Origin of the sequence: Pseudotabrizicola alkalilacus, assembly GCF_003443995.1 — a bacterium.
Lineage (GTDB): Bacteria > Pseudomonadota > Alphaproteobacteria > Rhodobacterales > Rhodobacteraceae > Pseudotabrizicola > Pseudotabrizicola alkalilacus.
Window position 1 is genome coordinate 245,627 of sequence record NZ_QWEY01000004.1, and the last position, 12,273, is coordinate 257,899.

10 protein-coding genes and 1 tRNA gene are annotated in these 12,273 nt (G+C 63.5%); 7 read left to right on the forward strand and 4 right to left on the reverse strand.

The annotated features are described in order from the left end of the window. Positions 1 to 85: 85 nt before the first annotated feature. A tRNA-Arg gene (locus tag D1012_RS10010) sits at positions 86 to 162 on the reverse strand. 274 nt (positions 163 to 436) lie between these two features. On the opposite strand from D1012_RS10010, the gene D1012_RS10015 reads away from it, so the two are divergent. Beyond that, positions 437 to 1,471 (forward strand): LacI family DNA-binding transcriptional regulator, encoded by a 1,035-nt coding sequence (locus D1012_RS10015; protein ID WP_267897827.1) that lies wholly within the window; start codon positions 437 to 439, stop codon positions 1,469 to 1,471. Here D1012_RS10015 and D1012_RS10020 read toward each other — a convergent pair. Together D1012_RS10020 and D1012_RS10025 are read right to left on the reverse strand one after the other, a co-directional pair. After that, complete coding sequence (locus D1012_RS10020; protein ID WP_118151669.1) at positions 1,468 to 2,088, reverse strand: enoyl-CoA hydratase/isomerase family protein; 621 nt, start codon at positions 2,086 to 2,088, stop codon at positions 1,468 to 1,470. The genes D1012_RS10015 and D1012_RS10020 overlap by 4 nt on opposite strands. Further along, on the reverse strand, positions 2,085 to 2,831 hold the full coding sequence (locus D1012_RS10025; protein ID WP_118151671.1) for an SDR family oxidoreductase: 747 nt from the start codon (positions 2,829 to 2,831) through the stop codon (positions 2,085 to 2,087). Before D1012_RS10025 ends, D1012_RS10020 begins: the two co-directional genes overlap by 4 nt. Positions 2,832 to 3,019: 188 nt before the next feature. Here D1012_RS10025 and D1012_RS10030 point away from each other — a divergent pair, with 188 nt between their 5' ends. The 3 genes from D1012_RS10030 to D1012_RS10040 all read left to right on the forward strand — a co-directional run bounded on the left by D1012_RS10030 (position 3,020) and on the right by D1012_RS10040 (position 6,665). Next, the gene (locus D1012_RS10030) at positions 3,020 to 4,453 is read left to right on the forward strand and encodes a DUF2125 domain-containing protein (protein WP_158569303.1); all 1,434 of its coding nucleotides are present in this window, start codon (positions 3,020 to 3,022) and stop codon (positions 4,451 to 4,453) included. 114 nt (positions 4,454 to 4,567) lie between these two features. Beyond that, entirely contained in the window at positions 4,568 to 5,908 is a 1,341-nt protein-coding gene (locus D1012_RS10035; protein ID WP_118151675.1) for a TldD/PmbA family protein, read from the forward strand. Continuing rightward, positions 5,895 to 6,665: a 3'(2'),5'-bisphosphate nucleotidase CysQ gene (locus D1012_RS10040; protein WP_118151677.1), complete on the forward strand. Its 771-nt coding sequence runs from the start codon at positions 5,895 to 5,897 to the stop codon at positions 6,663 to 6,665. Before D1012_RS10035 ends, D1012_RS10040 begins: the two co-directional genes overlap by 14 nt. A gap of 55 nt (positions 6,666 to 6,720) precedes the next feature. On the opposite strand, the gene D1012_RS10045 is transcribed toward D1012_RS10040, so the two are convergent. Further along, positions 6,721 to 9,012: a DEAD/DEAH box helicase gene (locus D1012_RS10045; RefSeq protein WP_118151679.1), complete on the reverse strand. Its 2,292-nt coding sequence runs from the start codon at positions 9,010 to 9,012 to the stop codon at positions 6,721 to 6,723. Between the two features lie 278 nt (positions 9,013 to 9,290). Between D1012_RS10045 and hisD the strand changes: the two genes are divergently transcribed. The 3 genes from hisD to cuyB are packed head-to-tail and all read left to right on the forward strand — an operon-like array spanning position 9,291 to position 12,273. Next, positions 9,291 to 10,580, forward strand: coding sequence for a histidinol dehydrogenase (hisD, locus tag D1012_RS10050; protein ID WP_118151681.1), 1,290 nt, complete (start codon positions 9,291 to 9,293; stop codon positions 10,578 to 10,580). A gap of 32 nt (positions 10,581 to 10,612) precedes the next feature. Then, entirely contained in the window at positions 10,613 to 11,614 is a 1,002-nt protein-coding gene (gene cuyA / locus D1012_RS10055; protein WP_118151683.1) for a D-cysteate sulfo-lyase, read from the forward strand. Further along, positions 11,611 to 12,273 (forward strand): cysteate racemase, encoded by a 663-nt coding sequence (cuyB, locus tag D1012_RS10060; protein WP_118151685.1) that lies wholly within the window; start codon positions 11,611 to 11,613, stop codon positions 12,271 to 12,273. The genes cuyA and cuyB overlap by 4 nt, the downstream gene beginning before the upstream one ends.

Sequence of the window (12,273 nt, forward strand, 5' to 3'; positions counted from 1 at the left end):
GCCCAATTTCGCGGGCAATCAAACGGGCGTTTTTGCAGCGCCCTTCGCAAGCATCTGAGAAAAAGCCATATTTTACCGGGTTTTCTGGTGACCCCGGCAGGATTCGAACCTGCAACCTGCCCCTTAGGAGGGGGCTGCTCTATCCAGTTGAGCCACGGGACCACGCGTGTTCTTCATGCGGAAAAACGATGGTGGATTCAAGCATGGACTTGGTGCGGAGCAGGTTTGAGCGGGGGAAAGAAAAGGGGGAGTGAGTTTTGGCCCACCACTCCCCCTCCGGGTCCGTCGCGCCTGGGTTGAGAGCTTGCAGGACGCGCAGGATATCATTGGCCATCAAACTGGCTGTTAGCGGTAACTTATCAATCGAATCGGGCTTGGACAAGCGCTGTGTTTGGCGCTAACAAGAAAAGGCAGTCGCTGCAGAAGGCCGTATCCATTGGCAAAGCCCGTTGTCCCTGATCCCCGCCGCACCCTGACCCTGCGCGATGTCTCTGAAGCGTCGGGTGTAAGTGAAATGACCGTCAGCCGCGTATTGCGCAACCGGGGCGATGTGTCCGATGGCACGCGCGAGCGGGTGCTGGAGGCGGCACGACGGCTGGGCTATGTCCCCAACAAGATCGCCGGAGCATTGGCCAGCCAGAGGGTCAATCTGGTGGGGGTGATCATACCCTCCCTGTCCAATATGGTTTTCCCCGAGGTGATGACCGGTATTTCCGATGTGCTGGAGGATACCGGGCTGCAACCCGTGGTAGGTGTGACGAACTACCTGCCGGAGCGGGAAGAATCCGTGATCTACGAAATGCTCAGCTGGCGGCCGTCCGGGCTTATTCTGGCCGGGCTGGAGCATAGCGAGGCCAGTCAGGCTATGCTGGCGCAGGCCGGGGTGCCGGTGGTCGAGATCATGGATATTGACGGCACGCCGGTGGATTCCGCCGTGGGGATCTCGCATCGCCGCGCCGGACGGCAGATGGCCGAGGCGATTGTGGCGGCGGGATACCGGCGGATCGCATTTCTGGGCACGCAGATGCCAAACGATCATCGCGCCAAAAAGCGGCTTGCCGGGTTCGAAGAAGCCCTGGCGCGTGAGGGGCTGCAGCTGGCAGACCGGGAGTTTTACTCGGGCGGATCGGCCCTGCTCAAGGGGCGCGAAATGACCGAAGCCGTGCTGAAACGCAGCCCGGATGTGGATTTTCTGTATTACTCCAATGATATGATTGGCGCGGGTGGGCTGTTGTATTGCCTTGACCAGGGCATTGATGTGCCAGGACGCGTAGGGTTGGCCGGGTTCAACGGCGTGGAGCTGCTGGACGGTCTGCCGCGACGTCTGGCGACGATGGATGCCTGCCGGCTGGACATCGGGCGGCTGGCCGCAGAGATCATCGCGGGCAAGCGGCCCGACGGCATTGTCGGCGGCGAGATCATCGAGCTGACGCCGACCCTGCAACCGGGCGATACGATCCGCAAGGTCTAAGCGGGCGGCACCAGCCGCTTGATCGCCGCAACATGGTCGGCACTGGCGGCCATCGAGTCTGCGGCAAGGCTCTGCGCCTCATGCAGCAGGGTTTCGGGCGGCGTGATTCGATCAATCAACCCCCAACTCAATGCCTCGGCGGCATCAATACGGGCACCGCCCATCAGGATCATCTTTGTGCGCGCCGGTCCGATCAGGGCCGTCATGCGGCGCGGGTCTGTGGGTTGCGGCAGAAAACCCAGCTTCATCACCGGGTAAAAGAACTTGGCTGCAGGCACTGCCAGTCGCACATCGCAGGCCAGCACCATGCCCATTGCGCCCCCGGCCAGCGTACCGTTAAGCGCGGCAATGGTCAGGCAGGGCAGACCGGCCACGCGGGCAGACAGCCGTTCCCAAACCGGGTCTATCGCAAGACCCGCGCGGGCGTCATCCAGATCGGCCCCGGCAGAAAACACATGTCCGGCCCCGGTGAGTATCACTGCGCGCACGCCTTTGAGTTCGGCATGGGCGAGGGCGGCGTCCATCTCTTCCAGCATCAGCCGGGTGAGGGAATTCGCCTTGTCCGGCCGATTGAGGGTCAGCGTGAGCAGGCGGCCTTCGAGTTCGACATTGATCATTCAATCACTCCTATCGCGCGGCGGATGCTTTCGTCGCGCAGCTTCACTTCTTCGCCCAGCCAGGGGTCACCGCCCGGACCGCACATCCAGAGCAGGCATTTGGCAGGCCAGTCGGCGGGGACGTGAACGGCGGGATCGAGGGCCGAAACGGGGTTGATCCCGCTGGCCTTTATCCTGATCTGCATTTCTGTGGCGACCGTTCCCGGCGACAGGCCCATGATGCGCAAACCGTTCTCCCCCTCCTCCAGATGGGCGGCGCGGGTCAGCATTGCTGCACCGGCCTTGGCGGCACAATAGGCGCTCCACCCTTCATAAGGGTTACTGGCCGCGCCCGAACTGATGGTGATGATGGTGCCGCCGCCTGCGGCCTTCATCACCGGGATTGCAGCGCGCATGCCGTGGAACACGCCCTTGAGATTGACATCGACCGACCGGCCCCAGGCATCGGCGTCGGCATCGGCCAGCCGCGCGATCGGGTCAATCATGCCTGCATTGTTGATCAGCGTATCCAGCCGCCCCCAACGGGCCAGAACGGTCTGCACGGCGGCCTGCATCGCGCCTTGGTCTGCCACATCACAGGGCAGTGCCATGGCCGCGGCACCGATCTGTCCGGACAGGGCCGAAATCTCGCGCTCTGATCGGGCCAGAAGCGCCACGCGCCAGCCTGCCGCCGCAAATTCTCGCGCGGCTGCTGCGCCGATTCCCCGGCTGGCACCGGTGATGATGACGGTCTTTGCACTCATGGCCGGTCTCCTTTTGTCTATCAGCGCCAGTTAGCAGCACCGACCGCCGTTCGGAAAGCCTTGACCTCCCCGCGCGGCGGCGGGAGGATGCCAGCCAAACAGCGGATTTTTCTGAAAGGTGCATCATGCAACAGTCAATTTGGACAGCGTCTGCGGCGATTCTTGCGGGCCTTTGCTCTGCACCCGTGATGGCACAAGTCACTCCGGAAGAGGTTTGGCAGGGTTGGCAGAAAATGGGGGCCAGCTATGGTCAGGCCATCACCGCTGATCAGATGGTGCGCAATGGCGATACGCTGGTCGTGTCCGGCATGAAGATCGGTATGGATCAGGACGGTGCCCGGATTGACGGCGGCATTGACGAACTGCGGTTCCGCGATCTGGGCAATGGCACGGTGGAGGTGACGATGACCGACACCTACAGCATCGACATGACCATGCCCGGCGATGATGGCAAAACGCAGCAGATCGCGCTGGAGCTGAAGCAACCGGGCGTGATCCTGATTGCAGGCGGTAGTCCGACACGCACCGAGTACACCTATAGCGCGCCCTCGATCACGGTAGACATGCAGATCAGCGAAGATGATAAGGCGCTGGCCGATGTCGATACCACATTGACGGGTCTGGCGGGCATCTACACGCTGGATACACAGTCTGCGGCAAGCGTTCTGCAAAGTGCCCTGACGATCGACAGCGTCGAGTTTGCCATGACAGCCGGAACGCCGACCGATGGTGCAACGGTAACCGGCACTCTGGCCACGCTGAAAGTGGCGTCGGACGGGAATTTCCTGGGCATCGACGCGATGGAGAACATGGCGCAGGCGCTGCGCGACGGTTTCACCGCCGATGTCGATTTCAGCTATGGTCAGGGCGATTTTACCATTGATGCCATGGATCAGGGCAAACCCACCAAGATTGTCGCCTCGAACCAGAGCGGCCATTTCCGCGCCAGCATGGCGGAAGAGGCGCTGCGTTATGGCGCCGGTGGCACCGGCGTGTCGCTGGTGGTGACGGGTGCGGATATTCCCTTCCCCGAGGTGAAGCTGAGCTATGGTGAGGCGGCGTTTGATTTTCTGATGCCACTGGTGGCGACAGAGGAACCAACCGATTTCACCTTTCTGACCCGGATCGTTGATCTGGCGGTGTCGGACGAGATCTGGGCCATGTTTGACCCGACTGTCGCACTGCCGCGCGATCCGGCAACGGTTATCATCGACACCAAGGGCAAGGTCCGCCTGACCTCGGATCTGATGGACGAACAGGCGATGGCCGCGCTGGGTGAGGCGGCACCGGGAGAGATCCATGCGCTCGATCTGACCGATCTGACCATAAAATTCGCAGGGGCTGAACTGACCGGCACCGGGGCGATGACATTTGACAACAGCGACACCACCACATTTGACGGTGTGCCTGCCCCGACCGGCAAGATTGACCTGGTGATCCGGGGCGGCAACGGGCTGTTGGACAAGCTGGTTGCCATGGGCGTGATCCCGCAGGATCAGGCGATGGGCGCGCGGATGATGATTGCAATGTTTGCCAAGCCGGGTGACGGGCCGGATGTGCTCAACTCGTCGCTGGAGTTTCGCGACAAAGGGTTTTTTGCCAATGGCCAGCGGTTGAAGTAATCGCCACTGCGGCAGGCCCCGCACCGGGGCCGCCCCTGTGGTTTGCAGGTGGTGACTTGCAGGCTGATGCCTGACGGACTACCTCGGCCAGAGCACAGTGCAAGGAATTCCCACATGACCGATCTTTCGCGCCTGACCGATGCCCTTTTGTCAGCCGCCCGCCGTGCCGGGGCGGATCAGGCCGATGCGCTGGCGATGGATGGCACCTCGCTGTCGATCGACATCCGAGCGGGCAAGCTGGAACAGGCAGAGCGGTCAGAGGGCATCGAAATCGGTCTGCGGGTGCTGATCGGCGGGCGGCAGGCCTGTGTCTCGGCGTCGGATGTATCGGATGCGACGATTGCCGCGCTGGCCGAACGCGCTGTGGCCATGGCGCGCGAGGCCCCGGTTGATCCCTATGCCGGGCTGGCGGAGCCGGAGCAGATCGCGCGGGACTGGGATCTGGCAGCACTGGAACTGGCCGATCCGGCGGCAGAGCCGGGGGCGGCAGCGCTGGAGGCGGCGGCGCGCGCGGTCGAAGCCGCAGCAATGGACCGGGCCGGGATCACGCAGGTCGAGGCATCGGCCAGCTATGGGCGTCGGGCGATGCATCTGGCGGCGTCGAACGGGTTTTCGGGCGGCTATGGGCGCACCTCGCATTCGCTGTCAGCGGTGGCCTTTACCGGGACCGGGACCGCGATGGAGCGGGACTGGGCGGCCGAGGGTCGGATCTTTGCCAGTGATATGCCGGGCGCGGAAGGCATCGGCCGTCTGGCCAGCGAGCGTGCCTTGCAGCGCGCGGGGGCGGTGCGGCCAAAGACCGGCACATATCCGGTGCTGTTTGACGAACGGGTGGCGTCCAGCCTGATCGGACATTTGCTGTCGGCAACCAATGGCGCGGCAATTGCGCGGGGGGCATCCTGGCTGCGCGATGCTTTGGGCCAACAGGTGCTGCCCGCGCAGCTGTCGGTGGTTGAGGATCCGCACCGAGTACGGATCAGCGCCAGTCGCCCGTTTGACGGCGAGGGCCTGCCGACCCAACGGCGCGTGATCGTGGAAAACGGTGTGCTGACCGGCTGGACGCTGGATCTGGCGACCGGACGCAAGCTGGGGATGCCCTCGACCGCCAATGCGGCGCGCGGGGCCTCGTCGCCGCCGTCACCCTCGACCAGCAACATTGACCTGACCCCCGGAACGGTCAGCCGCGATGAACTGGTCGCGCAGATGGGCACCGGGCTTTTGGTGACCTCGATGATCGGGTCTACCATCAGCGCGACCACGGGCGATTATTCGCGCGGCGCGGCGGGGTTCTGGGTGGAGAATGGCGTGATCCAGTACCCGGTCAACGAATGCACCATCGCGGGAAACCTGCGTGACATGCTGCTGCGGATTATTCCCGCGAATGACGCCCGCGCGCATCTGTCGACGCGGGTTCCGTCGCTGTTGATTGATGGGATGACCCTTGCCGGGGCGTGATCTGGAGCTGCTGGCTGACGCCGCCCGCGCTGCGGGCGCGATTGCCATGCGGTTCTGGCGGCAAAATCCGCAAGTCTGGGACAAGGGCGGCGAACATGGTCCAGTGTCCGAGGCGGATCTGGCCGTCAACGGAATGCTGAAGAAAACCTTGCTGGAAGCTCGGCCTGATTACGGCTGGCTGTCAGAGGAAACGCCCGACACGACGGATCGCCTGACGGCAAAGCGGGTGTTCATAGTGGACCCGATTGACGGCACCCGCGCTTTTGTGGCCGGGGAAGACAACTTTGCCGTGTCGCTTGCCGTGGCTGAAGTGGGTCGCGTGATTGCGGGGGCTGTGATGATGCCAGCCAAGAACAGGCTCTACACCGGCGAAACCGGTGGGCCTGCCCGGTGCAACAGCGATGTGATCAGGGCCGGGACGCGGAGCGATCTGGTCGGATCAAATCTGCTGGCGACCAAAGCCAATATGGAGCCGTCGCACTGGCCGGGCGGTGTGCCAGAGCTGAAGCGCAGCTTTCGCACCTCGCTGGCTTATCGGCTGTGTCTGGCCGCCGAGGGGCGCTATGACGGGATGATCACCTTTCGTGACACCTGGGAATGGGACATCGCGGCGGGCAGCCTGATTTGCGAATGTGCCGGGGCGCGGGTGACAGACCGGGTCGGAACGGCTTTGCGGTTCAACTCTCCCGCCGCAATGACGGCTGGGGTGATTGCAACGAACCCTGCCCTGCATCACGCGATCATGGCGCGGCTGTAACGAAAAAGGGGAATGCCGCAGCTTTCCCCTTTTGTCGTTTCAGATGTTTGCCGGTTCAGCGCTTTGCGCCCTTTGGCGGGACAAAGCGTTTGGACGTATCCTTTGCATCAGCCCGCGGGCGGGCCGGGGCGTCAGACTTGCGGGCAAATGGTTTTTTGCCGTCGCCAGCAGGCTTGAACCCTGCGGGCTTGCCCGCCGGTTTGCCTTTGGTGAAAGGCCGCGCGTCATCACCCTTTGGCGCATAGGGGCGCTTTTCCGCCCGGTCGCCTTCGGCCTTTGGCTTATAGCCGGTGCCTTCGGACGCATGGCTTTTGAACCCTGCAGCGCGGGCTGGTTTGTCAGCGCTGCCACCAAAGGATTTGAAGCCTGCCGATTTGAACTTGGCACCACCCGCCGGGCCATCTTCGCGCTTGGCATAGGGCTTGCGCTCTGCGCCGTCGCGTGGAGCATAGGGCTTGCGGTCGCCGTCTTCGCGCTTGGCATAAGGCTTGCGCTCTGCACCCTCACGCGGGGCGTAGGGCTTGCGCTCGGCATCATCGCGTTTGGCATAGGGCGTGCGTTCCGCAGCGGCGCGCGGTGCGTAGGGCTTGTCTTCACGCGGGGTATAAGGCTTGCGCTCGGCATCGTCGCGCTTGACGTAAGGTTTGCGCGCCGGTGCCGGAGCAGCGACGATGGCTTCATCCTCGACCACACGCGACGGCTTTGGCTTATAGGCCGGGCGATCATCGCGCACAGGGCGCGGCGCACGCTCAGGCCGGTCAAGGCTCGGCTCGCCTTCCATGCGCGACATGATCAGGCCAGCTTCCAGCTCCAGCTGCGGGCCAAAGCGACCAGCCAGCGGTTCGGCGATCTGAACGTAAGTCACATCTTCCTTGACCCGGATCGCGCCGATCCCGTCCTTGGAGATACCGGCACCATCACAGATCTTCGGCAGGATCCAGCGTGCCTCGGCCCGACCGGAATGGCCGACCGTCAGGGTAAACCAGACCGACGGGCCAAATTCGCTGCGCTCGCGCGGGGCGGAGGCAGGCGGCGGCGGCAGGCTGTCGGACAGCACTTCCGGTGCGGACCGACCTTCGCGCCACAGGCGAATAAAGGCGGCGGTGGTTTGTTCTGCGCCAAAACGCTCGATCAGGGTGGCGACCATGGCGGATTCGTCGCCGACAGCTTCGGTCAGGGACGGGTGTTCCAGAATGCGCTGGTCATCCTTGGCCTGCACTTCCTCGGCGCTCGGGGCTTTGACCCATTGCGCCACAACTTTGGCGCCGGCCAGTAGACGCTGTGCCTTTTTCGCCTCAGCCGGTGGCACGATCAGCGCGGAAACACCTTTGGCTCCGGCGCGGCCGGTCCGGCCAGAGCGGTGCAGCAGGGTATCAGAGTTCGACGGCAGATCGGCGTGAATCACCAGTTCCAGACCCGGAAGGTCGATGCCGCGCGCGGCCACGTCAGTCGCGATACAAACGCGCGCGCGCCCGTCACGCAGCGATTGCAGCGCGTGGGTACGCTCCTGCTGCGACAACTCTCCCGACAGGGCCACAGCCTGAAACCCACGATTGGTCATGCGCGCCATCAGATGAGTCACGTTCATCCGTGTTTTGCAAAACACGATGGCGGTCGGCGCATCGTAATAGCGCAGCGTGTTGAAAATCGCATGCTCCCGGTCACGCGCGGCAACCGACATGGCGCGATATTCGATATCGGCATGCTGTTTGGTTTCGCCCTTGGCGATGATGCGCATCGCATCGCGCTGGAAGGTGCGGGCCAGCGTTTCGATCTCTTTCGGCACAGTCGCCGAAAACATCAGCGTGCGGCGATCCTGTGGGGCAGCGCCCAGAATGAATTCCAGATCTTCGGCAAAGCCCAGATCCAGCATCTCGTCGGCTTCATCCAGCACGGTGGCGCGGCAGAACGACAGATCCAGCGACCCGCGTTCGATATGGTCACGCAAACGGCCGGGTGTGCCGACGACAATATGCGTGCCGCGATCCAGCACACGCTTTTCGGTGCGGTAATCCATGCCACCGACACAAGACGCAATCTGCGCGCCTGCGACGCCATAAAGCCAGTCCAGCTCGCGCTTGACCTGCAGGGCCAGTTCGCGCGTCGGGGCAACGACCAGCGCAATCGGCTTGTCGGCATAAAGCAGGCGGTCAGAGCCTGCGAGAATTTCCGGCGCAATCGCCAGACCAAAGGCCACGGTCTTGCCCGAGCCGGTCTGCGCCGAAACCAGCAGGTCACGACCCTCGACGCCATCGGCCAGAACAGCCATTTGCACTGCCGTAAGGGCTTCATAGCCCTTGGCTTCCAAAGCCTGCGCCAGCGGCGCGGCCACGTTCATATCGATCATATTTCTGTCCAAAAAGGAGGATGCCATTGCATCCGTGAAGCCCTGTGCGGCGCCTTCTTTCCCTTTTGGCCGTGGGCCTCCTCGCCCGACGTGCCCCCGGAATCCTCGGGCCGACATCAGCGCCAATAGCGCAAACCGGGCCGGATGTATAGCGAAACTGACAAAGCCACTGGTTTCAAGCGCTGGAACGCTGCGGTCCATTTCCTTGAAGCCGGGATTTGGGCGTTGTCAGAAGCGGTCAAAGGGCCTGACAGTCGCCCCAAAGATCAGGGGCAGACATGAACGGAACACATTTCAAAAAGGGCAGCGTTGAGAGGGTGCAGGCGGCTGACCTTTCGGCAAGTGTCAGCGCCCTGCTCTGTGATCTGGAAGCCGGGGGAGAGGACACGGCGCGGCGTATGGCGCGCGAGTTGGATGGCTATACCGGCGACATCATCTTGTCCGCACAGGCCATCGCCGAGGCTTGCGCCCGCGTGCCGCAAGGGCTGAAAGACGACATCGCCTATGCGCATGAAAACATTGCCCGCTTTGCACAGGCCCAGCGTGACAGCATCACCGAAACCGAGGTGGAGCTGCGCCCCGGCCTGACCGTCGGACAGCGGCTGATCCCGGTGCAGGCGGCTGGTTGTTATATTCCGGGGGGGCGTTACAGCCATATCGCCAGTGCCATGATGACTGTGACCACGGCGCGGGTTGCAGGAGTGCCGCACATCGCCGCCGTCTCGCCGCCACGTGCCGGGGCAGCGGGCGGCATCCCGGATGCGATCCTCTACACCCTGCACCATTGCGGCGCTGACCGGATTCTGGCGCTGGGTGGGATACAGGGAATTGCCGCCATGGCATTCGGCCTGTTCGGGCTGCCCCGCGCCGATATCCTTGTTGGGCCGGGCAACCCCTATGTCGCCGAGGCCAAGCGGCTGCTCTATGGTCGTGTCGGCATTGATATGGTGGCGGGGCCAACCGACTCACTTGTGATCGCGGATGCCACGGCAGATCCGCTGACCGTGGCTTGGGATCTGATCGGGCAGGCGGAGCATGGCGCAAACTCGCCGGTCTGGCTGGTGACCGACTGTGCCGCGCTGGCGTCCGAGGTGGCCCGACTCGCGCCGCTGTGCGCGGCCGAATTGCCGCAGCCGAACCGCGCCGCAGCCGAGGCGGCGTGGCAGGGTCTGGGCGAGATCATTTTGTGCCCTGACCGTGAGGCGATGGCCGCAGAGGCCGACCGCATCGCGCCCGAGCATCTGCACGTGCAGGCCGCCGATCTGGACTGGTGGAAGCGCCGCCTCACCGCCTATGGCTCGCTGTTTCTGGGGGCCGAATCCACCGTGGCCTTTGGCGACAAGGCGGCAGGCACCAACCATGTCCTGCCGACATCGGGTGCCGCGCGCTACACGGGTGGTTTGTCGGTCCACAAGTTCCTGAAAACCGTCACCTGGCAGCGCGTCACCGCCGAGGCTCTGCCGCGTCTGGCCGCTGTCACTGCCAACATCAGCCGATTTGAGGGGATGGAGGGCCACGCCCGCACCGCCGATCTGCGGCTGGAAAAGTACGCCGCACGTTCGATCTGACCCGCTTTCTATCATCCAGAAAGACACTCATCATGCATCTCTCCCGCTTTCCCCGTGTCCGTCTTGCCCATCTTCCCACGCCCCTTGAACCAATGCCGCGCCTGTCCGCCCTGCTTGGAGGGCCGGAGGTGTGGATCAAGCGTGACGACTGCACCGGGCTGTCAACGGGGGGCAACAAGACCCGCAAGCTGGAGTTCCTGATGGCCGAGGCGATGGAACAGGGGGCCGATATGGTGCTGACGCAAGGCGCGACGCAGTCGAACCACGCGCGGCAGACGGCGGCGGCAGCGGCAAAGCTGGGGCTGGATTGCCATATCCTGCTGGAGGACCGAACCGGGTATAATGAACCGAATTACCGGCTGAACGGCAATGTGCTGCTTGACGTGCTGCACGGCGCGACCATCGAACATCGCGGGCCTGGGCTGGACATGAACGCCGAGCTTTTGGCGATGACAGAGACATTTCGGGCCAAGGGGCGGCGGCCCTATGCCATTCCGGGCGGCGGGTCGAATGCGACCGGCGCTCTGGGTTATGTCAACTGCGCGCTGGAACTGCTGGGGCAGATGGTGGATCGCGGGATCAGCTTTGATCATATGGTCACCGCCACCGGATCGGCAGGCACCCATGCCGGGCTGATCGTGGGGCTGAAAGCTCTGAACGCGCAATTGCCGCTGCTGGGCATCGGCGTGCGCGCGCCAAAGGATGTGCAAGAGGCCAATGTCTTCCGTCTGGCGCAGGCAGTCGAGGAAAAGCTGGGCACGCCGGGTGTGGTGGCGCGGGGCGATGTCGTCGCGAATTGCGACTACATCGGGCAAGGCTATGGCATCCCCGCCGAGAGCACGCTGGAAGCCATCAATATTTTCGCGCGGCAAGAGGCGATCTTGCTCGACCCGGTCTATTCGGGCAAAGGCGCTGCCGGGCTGATTGACCTGATCCGCAAGGGACATTTCAAAAAGGACGAGCGGGTGGTGTTTCTGCACACTGGCGGGGCCATCGGCCTGACCGGTTATACCCACGTGCTGCCACACGCATGAAACCGGTTGGCATCCTTGGCGGCATGGGGCCAGAGGCAACGATTCTGCTGATGCAGAGACTGTTGCGGGTTGTTCCTGCGCGCGATGATGCTGATCACATCCCGCTGATCGTCCATCAGAACCCCGCCGTGCCGAGCCGGATTGCACGGCTGATCGACGGACAGGGTGAAGATCCCGGCCCGGTGCTTGCGGCGATGGCGCGGGACTTGGAGGCGGCAGGGGCCAAGGCGCTGGCGATGCCCTGCAACACAGCGCATGCCTTTGTGCCGCAGATCATCGCTGCATCGTCCTTGCCGTTTCTGGACATGCGCACCGCAACCGTGGCTATGCTACCGCCAGGGCGTGTGGGAATGCTGGCATCGCCGGCAGTCCGGTTAACGGGTGTCTTTGATGAAGCGATGAAATCTGCCGGAACAGAGCCTGTCTGGCCGCAGGATGACGGCCCGGTGTTGGCCTTGATCCGGCGGATCAAGGCGGGCGATACCGGACCGGGGGCGATGGCCGAAATGGCGCGGTTGGCGGAGCAGATGGCAGATCAAAGTGACCACCTGTTGATCGCCTGCACCGAGCTTTCGTTGCTGACCGGCTCTGTCGCCGCACCATTCACCGACAGTCTTGATTGTTTGGTATCGGCGATTGTGAGGTTTTCGCAGGGTTAG